The following is a 16,685-nucleotide window of genomic DNA, read 5'->3' on the forward strand; positions in this document are numbered from 1 at the left end:
CCGGCAATTACTGCGCCGGCGTGGTTGCAGGCGTGGCCGGGGTTGCGGCAGTGTTGCCGCTCTGGCCTGGCTGCAGCTCAAACACCACATCCACCTGATCGTCAAACTGAATCGTCGGCTGCTCGTAGCTCTCCTGGGCAGAAGCCGGTGCGGCGTCGGCTTTCATCATGCGCACCATCGGCTGCGGCTGATAGTTGGAGACGTGATAGCGCACGCTGTAGACGTTGCCCAGCTTGCTGTTAAAGCCGGAAGCCAGCTGCTCAGCCTGGTGCATCGCGTCCTTAATTGCCGCTTTACGCGCCTCATCCTTGTAGGTTTCCGGCTTCGCGACGCCCAGCGAGACGGAGCGGATTTCGTTCAGGCCTGCTTTCAGCGCGCCATCCAGCAACGCATTCAGCTTATCCAGCTCACGCAGGGTAACTTCAACGGTGCGCACCGCGCGGTAACCTTTGAGAATGCTTTTCCCGTCCTGATAGTCGTAGTCAGGCTGGGTACGCAGGTTGGCCGAGGCGATGTCTTTCTTCTCGACGTTATTTTTTTGCAGGAAGGTCAGGTATTGCGCAACGCGGTCATCCGCCTGCTTTTTCGCGGACGCGGCATCTTTCGCTGCCACGTTCACTTCGATGGTCAGGGTCGCGATATCCGGTACGGCATCAACGCTTGCTGTGCCGGTAGTAACAATATGCGGGCCGTTTGGCAGTTCGTTTGCCAGCGCCGGGAAGGTGCTCAATCCAATCACGGCCGCGAGGGCCATCATCTTAAACTTCACTGTTATTTCTCCTTGCTGTGTGCCGGGAAATGCAGCTCGTCGCAACAGACGAGCCTCTGCGCAGAGAGTAAATCCTGCGCAGGTTAAGTCTATCGGATTAAGATTAGTTAATTAACGCCGAAAGGTGTGAGAAACCGTCCTGCGCAAGCTTAATGGCGATGACCCACATTACGATGCCGACCAGACCGTTGATGATGCGCTGCGCCGTGACGGTGCGCAAACGCGGGGCAAGCCAGGCGGCGAGCAGCGCCAGACCGAAGAACCACAACACCGACGCGCTGATGGTGCCGAGGGCAAACCAGCGCTTTGGCTCCTCCGCCATCTGTCCGCCCAGACTGCCCAGCACCACGAAGGTGTCCAGATAGACGTGCGGGTTGAGCCAGGTCACCGCCAGCATGGTAGCAATCAGCCGCAGCCGCCCCTGCTTCAGGGTTGCAGCATTCTCCATTTCAATATCCCGACTGAACGCGGTACGCAGCGCTCCCCAGCCATACCACAGCAGAAACGCCACCCCACCCCAGGTGACCGCCGTTAACAGCAGTGGCGACTGCATCAGCAGCGCGCTGCCGCCAAAAATACCGGCGCTGATGAGCAGGATATCGCTGAACGCGCACAGCGCCGCGATCATCAGATGATACTGACGACGAATCCCCTGGTTTAATACAAAAGCATTTTGCGGCCCCAGCGGAAGGATCATCGCGGCCCCTAAGGCAAGCCCTTGAAAATAATATGCAATCACAGCCAATACTCTGAATAAGGAAAACTGGAGCAGACTATAACGCCGTAAGGTTATTAGCGGAAATTGATAATTTTAATCATTAATCAGTATTGCTAATAATAAGAGTTATAAAAAAGCCGACGCGATGTCGGCTCTGCGTAATTAATGGTTAACCGGCGTATGTTCGGCGTCGTCCTGCGGTGCCTTAACGCGTTTAAAATTAACGTCCATCTGCGGATACGGGATGCTGATACCGTTGGCGTCGAATGCCTTCTTAATGCGCTCCAGTACGTCCCAGTAAACTGCCTGTAAATCACTACTGTTGCTCCAGACGCGGATCACAAAGTTTACCGAAGAGGCGCCCAGTTCGTTCAGACGCACCGTCATTTCACGATCTTTAAGAATGCGTTCGTCAGACTCGATAATTTCGGTCAGGATCTGCTTCACCTGATCGATATCTGCTTCGTAAGACACCCCGATAATAAATTCGTTGCGGCGCACCTGCTCGCGCGAAAAGTTGATGATGTTGTTGGCGATAATTTTCCCGTTCGGGATCACCACGATACGTGCGTCCACGGTGCGTAAAGTGGTGGAGAAGATCTGCACATTAAGCACCGTACCGGCTACGCCGCCAAGATCGACATACTCACCGGCACGGAACGGGCGGAAGGTGACCAGCAGCACGCCGGCAGCCAGGTTTGAGAGCGAGCCCTGCAGCGCCAGACCGATGGCCAGACCGGCGGCACCCAGCACGGCGATCACGGACGCTGTCTGCACGCCGACGCGACCCAGGGCGGCAATCAGCGTAAAAGCGATGATACCGTAGCGCACCAGTGCCGACAGGAAGTCTGCGACCGTAGCATCAATGTGCCGTGCACGCATCACACGGTTAACGCCGTTAGCCACGGCCCGGGCGATAATCATCCCGATGATGATGATGGCGATGGCGGCCACGATGTTAACCGCGTAGCTCAGCAGCAGCGCCTGATTCCTCACCAGCCAACCACCGGCGTTATTGATGCTGTCTACCACGTTCAAATCATCCATTTACTGTTCCTTCAAACTGGCCCTTGTGGGCAAAAAATATCCGCGCCAGGCGCGGTATGTGCAGGTATTTAAAGGGTAAACAAAAAGCGTGGAGTTTGCCAAACCAATGGCGGGATTAGCTGTTACAGAGCGTGAGCAAATAAAAAAGGCCCGCGAATGCGGGCCTTAACGTCAGGACAGAAAGCAGATTACAGTACGTCTACCGCGTTCAGCTCTTTGAATGCCTGCTCCAGACGAACCACCATGCTGGCCTGCGCGGCACGCAGCCATACGCGCGGATCGTAGTACTTCTTGTTCGGCTGGTCTTCGCCTTTCGGGTTGCCCAGCTGAGCCTGCAGGTAAGCTTCGTTCTCTTTGTAGTACTTCAGAATACCTTCCCAGGTTGCCCACTGGGTGTCGGTATCGATGTTCATTTTGATCACGCCGTAGCTTACGGAGTCTTTGATTTCCTGCGCAGAAGAACCGGAACCGCCGTGGAACACGAAGTTCAGGCTGTTGTGCGGCAGGTTGTGTTTCTTAGAAACGTATTCCTGAGAATCACGCAGGATGGTCGGGGTCAGTTTTACGTTACCCGGCTTGTAAACGCCGTGTACGTTACCGAAGGACGCCGCGATGGTGAAACGCGGGCTGATAGCGTTCAGTTTGGTGTACGCGTAATCAACGTCTTCCGGCTGGGTGTAAAGTGCAGACGCGTCCATATGGCTGTTGTCCACGCCGTCTTCTTCACCACCGGTGCAACCCAGTTCGATTTCCAGGGTCATGCCCATTTTGGACATACGCTCCAGGTACTTAGAGCAGATCTCGATGTTCTCTTCCAGAGACTCTTCAGACAGGTCGATCATGTGGGAAGAGAACAGCGGCTTACCGGTTGCAGCGAAGTGCTTCTCGCCCGCGTCCAGCAGACCATCGATCCACGGCAGCAGTTTCTTGGCGCAGTGGTCAGTATGCAGAATAACCGGAACACCGTAGTGTTCAGCCATCTGGTGAACGTGATGCGCACCGGAGATAGCGCCCAGGATTGCAGCACCCTGAGGAACGTCAGTTTTAATGCCTTTACCGGCGATGAACGCCGCGCCACCGTTAGAGAACTGTACGATAACCGGCGCTTTTACTTTCGCTGCGGTTTCCAGAACGGCGTTGATGGAGTCAGTGCCCACGCAGTTAACTGCCGGCAGTGCGAAATTGTTTTCTTTAGCTACCTGGAATACTTTCTGAACGTCATCACCAGTGATCACGCCAGGTTTTACGAAATCAAAAATTTTAGACATATTCGTTGTCCTGTATCTTCGGCCGTTATACCCGTTGTGTTTCGTGTTGAAGCCGCATCAATGTCGCGCTGTAACGAGCGTCGCTGGTGTGCCTGCAATCCGAAACCCATAGGGTGGAAAAGGTGTAAACATCAGGCGAGTCGCCTCGCCTGATGAAGGATTACTGCTTAGCGCGCTCTTCGAGCATCGCAACCGCCGGCAGAACTTTGCCTTCCACAAATTCGAGGAACGCGCCGCCACCGGTGGAGATGTAGGAGATCTTGTCCTGAATGCCGAACAGATCGATTGCGGCCAGCGTGTCGCCGCCGCCAGCGATAGAGAAGGCTTCGCTGTCTGCGATAGCGCGGGCAACGATTTCGGTGCCTTTACGGAAGTTCGGGAATTCGAACACGCCAACCGGGCCGTTCCAGAGAATGGTTTTGGCATTCTTCAGGATTTCAGCCAGTTTCTCAGCGGACACATCGCCCATATCCAGAATCTGCTCTTCATCTTTAATTTCGGAGACAGATTTCAGGGTTGCCGTCGCGGTTTCAGAGAACTCGGTTGCAACACGCACGTCGGTCGGCACCGGGATATCACAGGTAGTCAACAGGCGCTTCGCTTCTTCAACCAGATCCGCTTCGTACAGGGATTTACCCACGTTGTGGCCCTGAGCCGCCACGAAGGTGTTGGCGATGCCGCCGCCGACGATCAGCTGGTCAGCGATTTTGGACAGGGAGTCCAGCACGGTCAGTTTAGTGGAAACTTTAGAACCGCCCACGATGGCAACCATCGGACGTGCCGGCTCTTTCAGCGCTTTACCCAGCGCGTCCAGCTCTTCTGCCAGCAGCGGGCCTGCACAGGCGATATCTGCAAATTTGCCCACGCCGTGAGTAGATGCCTGAGCGCGGTGCGCGGTGCCGAACGCGTCCATTACGAATACGTCGCACAGCGCGGCATATTTTTTAGACAGGGTTTCGTCGTCTTTCTTTTCGCCTTTGTTGAAGCGAACGTTTTCCAGCACAACCAGTTCACCTTCTGCGACTTCAACGCCGTCGAGGTAATCTTTTGCCAGACGAACCGGGCTGGAGATTTTGTCTTTCAAATAGTTAACTACCGGCAACAGAGAGAATTCTTCGTTGTATTCACCTTCGGTCGGACGGCCGAGGTGGGACGTTACCATCACTTTCGCACCCTGTTTCAGGGCCAGCTCGATGGTCGGCAGCGAGGCGCGGATACGAGCGTCAGACGTTACTTTTCCATCTTTAACCGGCACGTTCAGATCAGCACGGATCAGAACGCGTTTACCAGCCAGATCCAGATCGGTCATCTTAATTACAGACATGGTGAATCCTCTCGTTGATTCTAAAGTTTTGCAGACGCAACCCGCGTCCTACCTGAAACCTTGAGCGGCCATTGCTAACGTTGTGTCGAGCATACGATTCGCAAAGCCCCATTCGTTATCGCACCAGACTAGCGTTTTAATCAGGTGCGCTCCACTAACCCGCGTCTGCGTGCCGTCCACAATGGCACTGTGCGGATCGTGGTTAAAATCTGTTGAGACCAACGGTAATTCCGTATAGTCAACTATACCATGAAATGTATCCAGCGCCGCTTTTTGCAGCAACTGGTTGACATCACTGGCTTTTACTGAATTCTTCACGGTGACGCTCAGGTCAATCGCCGTCACGTTAATGGTGGGTACGCGCACCGCAATTGCTTCAAATCGGTCATTAAATTTCGGAAAAATACGAGTTATACCCGCTGCAAGACGGGTATCGACCGGAATAATCGACTGGCTCGCGGCGCGGGTACGACGAAGATCCGGGTGCCAGGAGTCGATAACCTGCTGATCGTTCATGGCAGAATGGATGGTAGTTACCGTACCTGAGTCAATGCCGAACGCATCGTCGAGCAGTTTGATAATGGGGATGATGCAGTTGGTGGTACAGGAAGCGTTAGAGACGATGCGATGTTCTGGCCGCAGTTCGTCGTGGTTCACACCATATACCACCGTGGCATCAAGATCGTTGCCGCCCGGATGTGAAAACAGCACCTTCTTCGCGCCAGCTTCAGAATGCGCCACCCCATCGGCGCGGCTACCGTAGACGCCGGTACAATCGAGCACCACGTCAACACCAAGTTCACGCCACGGCAGGTTTTCGATCTCAGGTTCGTGAAGCAAACGAATGATATCGTCGCCAATCCACAGCTGCTCGCGCTCCTGGCGTACATCCCAGGCGAAACGTCCGTGAGTGGTGTCATATTTCAACAAGTGCGCCATGCCCGCAGCATCTGCCAGCTCATTGATTGCCACCACGGTGATCTCCGCCCGTCGTCCGGTCTCGTACAGAGCCCGAACCACGTTACGTCCGATGCGACCGAAGCCATTTATCGCCACGCGTATCGTCATATTACTCCTGCAAGATGTACCCATTTCGCCAGTGGCAAACAGAGTAATGCAGCCTCTGGCGGAGGGAAACCTCGCCCGTCACAAACTCTCGCTGTCCGGTCAGTTATCGAACAAATGTTCAACTGAAACGCTTCAGCCAGCATAAGCGAAGCGTGGAATAAAAGAAACGTTGCCACCGCCTGATGAGCGCAGCTTCATGACGCAGGTCACATTTTTACTGGAATAATTGCAGGGAATTGCAGGGGAAAGACGAATAAAAAAGCAAGGCAGGAAAGAACCGGATAAAAAAACGGGCCGCCTGAGCGACCCGTTTCAGTGACGTGATTAGAGCAGCGCTTTCGCCTTGCTCACCACGTTATCGACGGTGAAACCAAATTCTTCGAACAGCAGTTCAGCCGGTGCAGACTCACCGAAGGTGGTCATGCCAACGATAGCGCCATTCAGGCCGGTGTACTTGAACCAGTAATCGGCGATGCCGGCTTCGATAGCCACGCGTGCGCTGACGGCTTTCGGCAGTACGGCCTCGCGGTAAGCGGCATCCTGCTTGTCGAATACATCGGTAGACGGCATGGAAACCACGCGCGACTTGATGCCTTCGGCAGCGAGTTTGTCCCAGGCAGCCACTGCCAGCTCAACTTCAGAACCGGTAGCGATGAAGATCACCTGCGGCTGACCGTCGCAATCTTTCAGGATGTACGCGCCGCGCGCGATATCCGCCAGCTGCTGCTCGGTACGATCCTGCTGCGCCAGGTTCTGGCGAGAAAAGATCAGCGCTGTCGGGCCATCGTGACGCTCGACCGCGTATTTCCACGCCACCGCAGATTCAACCTGGTCACACGGACGCCATGTGCTCATGTTCGGGGTTACGCGCAGCGCGGCAAGTTGTTCTACCGGCTGGTGCGTCGGGCCATCTTCACCCAGACCGATAGAGTCGTGGGTATAGACCATCACCTGACGCTGCTTCATCAGCGCAGCCATACGCACCGCGTTACGGGCATATTCCACGAACATCAGGAAGGTAGAAGTGTACGGCAGGAAACCGCCGTGCAGTGCAATACCGTTGGCGATAGCGGTCATACCGAATTCACGCACGCCGTAGTGGATGTAGTTCCCGGCCGCGTCTTCGTTGATGGCTTTCGAACCAGACCAGATAGTCAGGTTGGAAGGTGCCAGGTCCGCAGATCCGCCGAGGAACTCCGGCAGCAGCTTGCCAAACGCTTCGATCGCGTTCTGAGAGGCTTTACGGCTGGCGATTTTCGCCGGGTTTGCCTGCAGATTCGTAATGAACGCCTGCGCTTTCTCTGCGAACTCCGCCGGCATTTCACCCTTCATACGACGGGTGAATTCCGCGGCTTCCTGCGGGAAGGCTTTGGCGTAGGCAGCGAATTTCTCATTCCACGCGGCTTCTTTCGCCTGGCCTGCTTCTTTCGCATCCCACTGCGCATAGATGTCCTGCGGGATCACGAACGGTTCGTGTTTCCAGCCCAGCTGTTCACGCGTAGCGGCAACTTCCGCCTCGCCCAGCGGCGCGCCGTGAGAGTCGTGGGTGCCCGCTTTGTTCGGGGATCCGAAGCCGATGATGGTTTTGCACATCAGCAGGGACGGCTTATCGGAAACGGACTTCGCTTCTTCAATGGCGCGTTTGATGGCGTCGGCATCGTGACCGTCTACGCCACGCACCACGTGCCAGCCGTAGGCTTCGAAACGTTTTGCGGTGTCGTCAGTGAACCAGCCTTCAATGTGACCGTCGATGGAGATGCCGTTGTCGTCATAGAACGCCACCAGCTTGCCGAGGCCCAGGGTACCGGCCAGAGAGCACACTTCATGGGAGATGCCCTCCATCATGCAGCCATCGCCGAGGAAGGTGTAGGTGTGGTGGTCGACAATCTCATGACCCGGACGGTTGAACTGCGCCGCCATTGTGCGTTCCGCAATCGCCATGCCCACCGCATTAGCGATGCCCTGACCCAGCGGCCCGGTGGTGGTTTCAACACCCGCGGTGTAACCCACTTCCGGGTGACCCGGCGTTTTCGAATGCAGCTTACGGAAGTTTTTCAGCTCTTCAATCGGCAGATCGTAACCGGTGAGGTGCAGCAGGCTGTAAATCAGCATTGAGCCGTGGCCGTTAGAAAGTACAAAACGGTCGCGGTCAGCCCAGGACGGGTTCTGCGGGTTGTGGTTCAGAAAATCACGCCACAGAACTTCGGCGATGTCTGCCATGCCCATCGGGGCACCCGGGTGACCGGATTTAGCTTTCTGTACGGCGTCCATGCTGAGCGCACGAATAGCATTGGCAAGCTCTTTACGAGAGGACATTTTGACTCCAGATCGGATAGTTGAAGGCCATGTCTGATTATCGACTTGACGACTACGCGTTATGGGCTACGCCCGAAAAAAAGTGCCATCAATGTAACCCAAGCGGCAAGTCATGTACATGGAGCATCCTTGCGCCGCGTAAGAAATCTCTGGATCGTGCTCGCAGGTTGCGCAAGTCTCTCGCCTGCGGCTCGTTATCTTCTTTATACTTAGCCCCACGCGCGGCTCAGTCGGCTGCAAAATGTTATTGTCGTCAATTAATTGCGGAAGCTACCTCCATGAAAATGCGTGCCATTTTACTCAGCCTCGGTACGGCTGCCCTGCTGACAGGCTGTCAGAATATGGACTCCAACGGCCTGCTCTCCTCTGGCGCGGAAGCTTATCAGGCTTATTCGCTCAGCGATGCGCAGGTAAAAACCCTGAGCGATGAAGCCTGTAAAGAGCAGGACAGCAAGGCGACACTTGCGCCGGCCAGCAGCAACTACACGCAGCGGCTGAATAAAATTGCCGCCGCGCTGGGCGACAACATCAATGGCCAGCCGGTGAACTACAAGGTGTACGTGACCAAAGACGTCAACGCCTTCGCCATGGCAAACGGCTGTATCCGCGTCTATTCCGGGCTGATGGACATGATGACCGACAACGAAGTGGAAGCGGTTATCGGCCACGAAATGGGCCACGTTGCGCTCGGCCACGTGAAGCGCGGCATGCAGGTTGCGCTTGGCACCAACGCCATTCGCGTGGCGGCAGCCTCAGCGGGCGGCGTGCTGGGTAACCTTTCCCAGTCACAGCTTGGTGAACTCGGCGAGAAACTGGTGAACGCGCAGTTCTCCCAGCGTCAGGAAGCCGAAGCGGATGACTACTCCTACGATCTGTTGCGCAAGCGCAACATCAATCCGTCAGGTCTGGTGACCAGCTTCGAGAAACTGGCGAAGCAGGAAGCGGGCCGTCAAAGCTCAATGTTTGACGATCACCCGGCGTCAGACGCGCGCGCCCAGCACATTCGCGAGCGCATGAAGGCCGACGGGCTGACGCCGCCAGCGGCGCAGTAATCCGCAAAAAAAGAAGGCTCCCGCAGGAGCCTTCTTTATGTCTGATGGAGCAGAAGCGCGCTATCGCCCTCTTTTCTCTCACTCGCGTTTATTCGCCTTTCTTCGCCGCCTGGATGTACAGCATTTCCAGCGCCAGCGTCGCCGCCGCCAGGGCGGTGATTTCAGACTGGTCATAAGCCGGCGCGACTTCTACCAGATCCATACCAACGATGTTGAGATCCTTCAGGCCGCGCACCAGCTTCAGCGCGCGATCGGAGGTCAGGCCACCGATAACCGGCGTACCAGTACCCGGTGCAAATGCCGGATCCAGGCAGTCGATATCGAAGGTCAGATACACCGGCATATCGCCAACAATCTGTTTAACCTGGGCCAGGATGTCATCCACGGTGCGGTCGTTAACCTGCGCAGCATCCAGCACGGTGAAGCCATTGTCTTTATCGAACTCGGTACGAATACCGATCTGCACCGAATGGTTCGGATCGATCAGGCCTTCTTTCGGCGCGGTGTAGAACATGGTGCCGTGGTCAAACTCGCAGCCGTTGGAATAGGTGTCGGTGTGGGCATCAAAGTGCACCAGCGCCATCTTACCAAAGTGCTTCGCGTGCGCGCGCAGCAGCGGCAGCGTAACGAAGTGGTCGCCGCCGAAGGAGAGCATGCGCTTCCCGGACGCCAGCAGTTTCTCCGCGTGGGCCTGCAGCTTCTCGCTCATTTCACGCGCGTCGCCGAAGCTGTACACCAGATCGCCGCAGTCCACCACGTTCAGGCGTTTGCGCATGTCGAAATCCCACGGGAAGCGGTTGCCTTCCCATGCGAGGTTGGTAGACACCTGGCGAATCGCCGCCGGACCATGACGGCCACCGGCGCGACCGGAGGTCGCCATATCAAACGGAACGCCGGTGATGACCCAGTCAGCGTCAGATTCGTACGGCTGGAAATTCAGTGGCAAACGCAAAAAACCGAAGGCGTTAGATACCAGGGAGTTATCGTACTGATGGCCTAAGGTGCTCATGAGCGAAACCTCTCGTCAGAAAAAGATGTAAAAAAAATCCCCTCCGCGTCGTTGGCCCGACGAGGAAGGGATTGATTCGTGTACAGCATGTTGGCGCGAATTATCGCCGTATTTTCAGCCGGGTTCAAGCCTGTAATAGTCATGTTCAGCACTACAGAACCTGCCCGGCATGGGGCGGCATTTGCGGCATAACGCTCCGCAAACATCGCCCTTCAGTCCTTACTCATCTTCCAGATAGGTGTAGCCGTACAGACCGGCTTCGAACTCTTCGAGGAACTGCTGCTGCAGCGCTTCGTCGAGATCGGTCTGTTTTACCTGATCGCGGAAGTGGGTCAGCAGCGTGTTCGGGTTGAGCTGCACGTACTGGAGCATATCCGCGACCGTATCCCCTTCGTCCGACAACTCCACTTCCACGTTGCCGTCCGGGAAGACAAACACGTCCACCGCTTCGGTATCGCCGAACAGGTTGTGCATGTTGCCGAGGATCTCCTGATAGGCACCTACCATGAAGAAGCCCAGCGGCGGCGGATTCTGCGGATCGAAGTCCGGCATCGGCATGGTAGTAGCAATGCCGTCGCCGTCCACGTAGTGATCGATAGCCCCGTCGGAGTCACAGGTGATGTCCAGCAGCACGGCGCGACGTTTTGGTGCCTGGTCCAGACCTTCCAGCGGCAGTACCGGGAACAGCTGATCGATGCCCCACGCGTCCGGCATGGACTGGAACAGCGAGAAGTTCACGTAGACTTTATCCGCCATACGCTCCTGCAGCTCGTCGATGATGGGACGGTGCGCGCGGTTGCTTGGATCAAGCTGCTTCTGCACCTCGTGGCACATGCCAAGATAGAGCTGCTCGGCCCAGGCGCGCTCCTGCAGGCTGAACGTGCCGGAAGAGTAGCCGATATGCACGTCGTGCAGGTCCATCTGGCTGTCGTGCAGCCATTCGCGCAGCGAGCGGCGGTTGCCCGGCTCGTGCATCTCCTGCCAGGTTTCCCACATGCTCTGCAGCGCGCGCGCTGCATCTTCCGCAGGCGCTTCCGGCTGGGTGAATTCGTTACGCTCCACGCCGATGATATTCGAGACCAGTACGGTATGGTGCGCGGTGACAGCGCGGCCGGACTCGGTGATCACGGTCGGATGCGGCAGGCCGTTCTCTTCACAGGCATCGCCGATGGCCCAGATGATGTTATTCGCGTACTCGTTCAAGCCGTAGTTCACCGAGCAGTCGGACTGGGAGCGCGTGCCTTCATAGTCCACGCCCAGACCGCCGCCGACGTCGAAGCATTCGATATTGACGCCGAGCTTGTGCAGCTCAACGTAGAAACGCGCCGATTCACGCACGCCGGTGGCGATATCGCGAATGTTCGCCATCTGCGAGCCGAGGTGGAAGTGCAGCAGTTGCAGGCTGTCGAGGCGGCCCGCTTCACGCAGCGTCTCAACCAGCTGCAGCACCTGCACCGCCGCCAGGCCGAACTTGGATTTTTCGCCGCCGGAGGACTGCCATTTGCCGGAGCCCTGGGATGCCAGACGCGCACGCACGCCAAGGCGCGGGATCACGTTCAGGCGCTCGGCCTCTTCCAGCACGATGTCGATTTCCGTCATCTTTTCGATAACCAGATAGACCTTATGGCCCATCTTCTCGCCGATCAGCGCCAGACGGATGTACTCGCGGTCTTTATAGCCGTTACAGACGATCACCGAGCGGGTCATACCGGCGTGAGCCAGTACCGCCATCAGCTCGGCTTTCGAGCCGGCTTCCAGCCCCAGCGGTTCGCCAGAGTGGATAAGAGATTCAATCACGCGGCGATGCTGGTTGACCTTGATCGGGTAGACCAGGAAATAGTCGCCGTTATAACCGTAGGACTCGCGCGCGCGTTTGAACGCGGCGTTAATCGAGCGCAAACGGTGTTGCAGGATCTGCGGGAAGCAGAAAAGCGCGGGCAGGCGCTGCCCCTGCGCTTCACGCGCCTTAACCAGTTTGGCAAGGTCGACGCGGGCGTGGGGAACGTCCGGGTCCGGGCAGACGGTTATATGCCCTAACTCGTTGACGTCATAGTAGTTATTGCCCCACCAGGCAATATTGTACGTGCGCAGCATCTGGCTGGCTTCCTGGGAGCTCATCGCAACCTCCTGCATGGAACGTAGTACACCCTGTTCGCCCGCTGACGAAGGCGAAGAAGAAGAAATGTCGTCAGACATAGCGAACCTCAATTGTTGTCGAAAGTGTAGACCCTTTGGATTTCAGACTGCCGTGCGCTGACCGCGCATCCGCACTCTGAAAGACGACGGGTGTAAAACAGTTGACTACTATCGCAGCCCAAAGTTGCGATAACAACCCATAAACAGTCCGACTTTCCAGCACATAGCGCTGAAACCCCGACTGAGCGACCGGTTTCTGATTCATATCATTGTAAAACACGTATCCGAACCCTGTATGACGGGACGGCGAAACCACGAGAAAACTCTTGCGGTGCAAGAGCGCCCTTGTTCAGTCCTCACTGAGCCAGACCGGCCCTGGGATCCTGAGAAGCGCCGAGATGGGTATAACATCGGCAGGTGTGCAAAACAGAGATGCTGATTACGGGGGACAAACGCGCGCCAGAACGGTGCGGCAGAGTATGCGGAACAGTGTGGTTCATTATCTGGTATCACCTCCACGCCAGCCGTTTCATGACCAGCGACAAGCCAAATCTATCAGTCGTTTAACCCGGCGGGAAGTGGCAACAGGACGAACTCGTTAATCACCGTTGCGTACCTTATTTCGCGTCCGTGATAAGAGCGTTATCAGCAGACGACGGGTACAAGCCGCGCGCGCCGTTTTATACCGGGAACAGGGGTAAAATGCAAAATATAATTGGGCAACTTACCGGGGATGTCAGGAAATACGTTTGGCTGCCGATAAAGGAAGTGTGCACTACATCAAAAACTGCTGGAAATGGGGTTAAGAATTAACCTAGAATAGCCGTCCAGATGTTAATCCATCTAAATACCTGACGGATGTCAGGCTACTGCCCCGTGGCACCGTAGCCTGATCCGCGTAGTTATGCTGATTAACACTTAACGGCTGCGTCTTAACCTGCACGCCAGAGGGATGTCGTTCAGACATCCCCATAAACCGTTGAGCTTACCGATTTATCCAGGGTGACAGAGAACATGGCAAAACACCTTTTTACCTCCGAGTCCGTATCCGAAGGGCATCCCGACAAAATCGCTGACCAGATTTCCGATGCGGTGCTGGATGCGATCCTTGAGCAGGACCCGAAAGCGCGCGTGGCGTGCGAAACCTACGTCAAAACCGGTATGGTGCTGGTTGGCGGCGAAATTACTACCAGCGCATGGGTTGATATCGAAGAGATCACCCGTAACACCGTGCGTGAGATTGGTTATGTTCATTCCGATATGGGCTTTGACGCCAACTCCTGCGCGGTCCTGAGCGCGATTGGCAAACAGTCTCCGGACATCAACCAGGGCGTTGACCGCAGCGATCCGCTTGAGCAGGGCGCGGGCGACCAGGGTCTGATGTTTGGTTATGCGACCAACGAAACCGACGTGCTGATGCCGGCCCCGGTAACCTACGCACACCGTCTGGTGCAGCGTCAGGCTGAAGTGCGCAAGAATGGCGCGCTGCCGTGGCTGCGTCCGGATGCGAAAAGCCAGGTAACCTTCCAGTACGACAACGGCAACATCGTCGGTATCGACGCAGTCGTACTCTCCACCCAGCATTCCGAAGAGATCGCCCAGAAAGATCTGCAGGAAGCGGTGATGGAAGAGATCATCAAGCCGGTGCTGCCGACCGAGTGGCTGAACGAGTCCACCAAATACTTCATCAACCCAACTGGCCGTTTTGTTATCGGTGGCCCGATGGGCGACTGCGGTCTGACCGGCCGTAAGATCATCGTTGACACCTACGGCGGCATGGCACGTCACGGTGGCGGCGCGTTCTCCGGTAAGGACCCGTCTAAAGTTGACCGTTCTGCGGCTTACGCGGCGCGTTACGTGGCGAAAAACATCGTTGCTGCGGGTCTTGCCGACCGCTGCGAAATTCAGGTCTCCTACGCCATCGGCGTCGCAGAGCCGACCTCCATCATGGTAGAAACCTTCGGTACCGAGAAAATCGCCACCGAACAGCTGACCCTGCTGGTGCGTGAGTTCTTCGATCTGCGTCCGTACGGCCTGATTCAGATGCTGGATCTGCTGCACCCAATCTACAAAGAAACCGCAGCCTACGGTCACTTTGGTCGCGACCACTTCCCGTGGGAAAAAACCGACAAAGCCCAGCTGCTGCGTGATGCTGCCGGCCTGAAATAAGCCGCCGTTCGCACAGCAAAAAAGGTCAGCCGCGCGCTGGCCTTTTTCTTTTTTTAGCCCCCGCCGCCCTTTTTTCTCCTCATGGCTATACTTCCCTTCACGTTCTGACCGCGTTTATTTGAAAGCGATTACATTTGATTTAATTAGCTATTTTCCATTTTATTAACGGACACTCGCGATAAACACCGCTTTTTGTTACATCCCCGTTCGGTATAGTCTGATTTTGTAACACTCCGCTTCGCTTCCTGTATAATAAGCAGCTGTATTACAAGCGTATTTCAGGATTATGGAAAACACACACAGTGTAACCGATTACACCTATGTGATTAACTTCACATAACTTTACGCTGCGCTAACCTACCCTTTACACCGACATAAGTGATAACCCAACTGGAGGGCACAATGCCTGACAATAAAAAACAGGGGCGTTCTAACAAGAGCATGACGTTCTTTGTCTGTTTTCTCGCAGCCCTGGCGGGACTGTTATTTGGCCTGGATATTGGCGTCATTGCCGGCGCATTACCCTTCATTACTGAAGATTTTCAGATCACACCGCACCAGCAGGAGTGGGTGGTCAGTTCAATGATGTTCGGCGCCGCCGTTGGTGCCGTCGGCAGCGGCTGGCTCTCTTCACGTCTCGGACGTAAGTACAGCCTGATGATTGGCGCGGTGCTGTTCGTTATCGGCTCTCTCTGCTCTGCCGCAGCGCCGAACGTAGAAGTGCTGATTATCTCCCGCGTGCTGCTCGGCCTGGCAGTAGGTATTGCCTCCTACACCGCGCCGCTCTATCTCTCTGAGATCGCGCCGGAGAAAATCCGCGGCAGTATGATCTCCATGTATCAGCTGATGATCACCATCGGTATTCTGGGTGCCTACCTGTCCGATACCGCGTTCAGCTACAGCGGTGCATGGCGCTGGATGCTGGGTATCATCACGATTCCGGCTCTGCTGCTGCTCATCGGCGTGTTCTTCCTGCCGGACAGCCCGCGCTGGTTCGCTGCAAAACGTCGCTTCCACGACGCAGAGCGCGTGCTGCTGAAGCTGCGTGATTCCAGCGCTGAAGCTAAACGCGAGCTGGAAGAGATCCGTGAAAGCCTGAAGGTAAAACAGAGCGGCTGGGCGCTGTTCAAAGAGAACAGCAACTTCCGTCGTGCAGTGTTCCTCGGCGTGCTGCTGCAGGTGATGCAGCAGTTTACCGGGATGAACGTCATCATGTATTACGCGCCGAAAATCTTTGAGCTGGCGGGTTACAGCAACACCACCGAGCAGATGTGGGGTACGGTTATCGTTGGTCTGACTAACGTGCTGGCAACCTTCATCGCTATCGGCCTGGTGGACCGCTGGGGCCGTAAGCCGACGCTGATTCTGGGCTTCATCGTGATGGCTTCCGGTATGGGTATTCTGGGCACCATGATGCACATCGGCATTCACTCCGCCACCGCCCAGTACTTCGCGGTCGCCATGTTGCTGATGTTTATCATTGGATTTGCGATGAGCGCCGGTCCGCTGATTTGGGTACTGTGCTCTGAGATCCAGCCGCTGAAAGGCCGCGATTTTGGTATTACGCTGTCCACCGCGACCAACTGGATTGCCAACATGATCGTCGGTGCGACCTTCCTGACCATGCTCAACACGCTGGGTAATGCCAACACCTTCTGGGTGTATGCTGGCCTGAACCTGTTCTTTATCGTGTTGACCCTGTGGCTGGTGCCGGAAACCAAGCATATCTCGCTGGAGCACATCGAACGCAACCTGATGAAGGGGCGTCGCCTGCGCGATATCGGTTCTCGCGATTAACGTTAACAAGGG

At 56.0% G+C, this 16,685-nt stretch carries 14 protein-coding genes; 3 read left to right on the forward strand and 11 right to left on the reverse strand.

Going from position 1 to position 16,685, the window contains the following annotated elements:
- Positions 1-7 precede the first annotated feature (7 nt).
- The 7 genes from KFZ77_RS16240 to tkt all read right to left on the reverse strand — a co-directional run bounded on the left by KFZ77_RS16240 (position 8) and on the right by tkt (position 8,510).
- The gene (locus KFZ77_RS16240) at positions 8-769 is read right to left on the reverse strand and encodes an oxidative stress defense protein (RefSeq protein WP_031519687.1); all 762 of its coding nucleotides are present in this window, start codon (positions 767-769) and stop codon (positions 8-10) included.
- A gap of 103 nt (positions 770-872) precedes the next feature.
- Positions 873-1,508 (reverse strand): arginine exporter ArgO, encoded by a 636-nt coding sequence (gene argO / locus KFZ77_RS16245; RefSeq protein WP_031519685.1) that lies wholly within the window; start codon positions 1,506-1,508, stop codon positions 873-875.
- A 141-nt stretch (positions 1,509-1,649) separates the two neighbouring features.
- Positions 1,650-2,534 carry a small-conductance mechanosensitive channel MscS gene (gene mscS / locus KFZ77_RS16250; protein WP_031519684.1) on the reverse strand — a complete coding sequence of 295 codons (885 nt, stop codon included), beginning with the start codon at positions 2,532-2,534 and terminating at the stop codon, positions 1,650-1,652.
- A 188-nt stretch (positions 2,535-2,722) separates the two neighbouring features.
- Complete coding sequence (gene fbaA, locus KFZ77_RS16255) at positions 2,723-3,802, reverse strand: class II fructose-bisphosphate aldolase (protein ID WP_031519682.1); 1,080 nt, start codon at positions 3,800-3,802, stop codon at positions 2,723-2,725.
- Between the two features lie 160 nt (positions 3,803-3,962).
- Positions 3,963-5,126 (reverse strand): phosphoglycerate kinase, encoded by a 1,164-nt coding sequence (gene pgk / locus KFZ77_RS16260; RefSeq protein WP_031519680.1) that lies wholly within the window; start codon positions 5,124-5,126, stop codon positions 3,963-3,965.
- A gap of 48 nt (positions 5,127-5,174) precedes the next feature.
- Positions 5,175-6,194 (reverse strand): erythrose-4-phosphate dehydrogenase, encoded by a 1,020-nt coding sequence (gene epd / locus KFZ77_RS16265; protein WP_031519677.1) that lies wholly within the window; start codon positions 6,192-6,194, stop codon positions 5,175-5,177.
- Positions 6,195-6,518: 324 nt separating this feature from the next.
- Positions 6,519-8,510 carry a transketolase gene (gene tkt / locus KFZ77_RS16270; RefSeq protein ID WP_264384788.1) on the reverse strand — a complete coding sequence of 664 codons (1,992 nt, stop codon included), beginning with the start codon at positions 8,508-8,510 and terminating at the stop codon, positions 6,519-6,521.
- A 278-nt stretch (positions 8,511-8,788) separates the two neighbouring features.
- Between tkt and loiP the strand changes: the two genes are divergently transcribed.
- Positions 8,789-9,562 (forward strand): metalloprotease LoiP, encoded by a 774-nt coding sequence (loiP, locus tag KFZ77_RS16275; RefSeq protein ID WP_031519673.1) that lies wholly within the window; start codon positions 8,789-8,791, stop codon positions 9,560-9,562.
- An 88-nt stretch (positions 9,563-9,650) separates the two neighbouring features.
- On the opposite strand, the gene speB is transcribed toward loiP, so the two are convergent.
- The 4 genes from speB to KFZ77_RS19830 all read right to left on the reverse strand — a co-directional run bounded on the left by speB (position 9,651) and on the right by KFZ77_RS19830 (position 13,207).
- On the reverse strand, positions 9,651-10,571 hold the full coding sequence (speB, locus tag KFZ77_RS16280) for an agmatinase (protein ID WP_264384789.1): 921 nt from the start codon (positions 10,569-10,571) through the stop codon (positions 9,651-9,653).
- Between the two features lie 219 nt (positions 10,572-10,790).
- The gene (gene speA / locus KFZ77_RS16285) at positions 10,791-12,767 is read right to left on the reverse strand and encodes a biosynthetic arginine decarboxylase (protein ID WP_264384790.1); all 1,977 of its coding nucleotides are present in this window, start codon (positions 12,765-12,767) and stop codon (positions 10,791-10,793) included.
- Positions 12,760-12,972: an acid stress response protein YqgB gene (gene yqgB / locus KFZ77_RS19785; protein ID WP_406678813.1), complete on the reverse strand. Its 213-nt coding sequence runs from the start codon at positions 12,970-12,972 to the stop codon at positions 12,760-12,762. Before yqgB ends, speA begins: the two co-directional genes overlap by 8 nt.
- Positions 12,973-13,063: 91 nt before the next feature.
- Positions 13,064-13,207, reverse strand: coding sequence for a hypothetical protein (locus KFZ77_RS19830; RefSeq protein ID WP_426447450.1), 144 nt, complete (start codon positions 13,205-13,207; stop codon positions 13,064-13,066).
- Between the two features lie 514 nt (positions 13,208-13,721).
- Between KFZ77_RS19830 and metK the strand changes: the two genes are divergently transcribed.
- Both metK and KFZ77_RS16300 read left to right on the forward strand, forming a co-directional pair.
- The gene (gene metK, locus KFZ77_RS16295; protein WP_031519667.1) at positions 13,722-14,876 is read left to right on the forward strand and encodes a methionine adenosyltransferase; all 1,155 of its coding nucleotides are present in this window, start codon (positions 13,722-13,724) and stop codon (positions 14,874-14,876) included.
- Between the two features lie 402 nt (positions 14,877-15,278).
- Positions 15,279-16,673: a sugar porter family MFS transporter gene (locus KFZ77_RS16300; protein ID WP_031519665.1), complete on the forward strand. Its 1,395-nt coding sequence runs from the start codon at positions 15,279-15,281 to the stop codon at positions 16,671-16,673.
- Positions 16,674-16,685: the final 12 nt, after the last annotated feature.

The sequence above is a fragment of the Siccibacter colletis genome (assembly GCF_025914095.1).
GTDB classification, from domain to species: Bacteria; Pseudomonadota; Gammaproteobacteria; order Enterobacterales; family Enterobacteriaceae; genus Siccibacter; species Siccibacter colletis.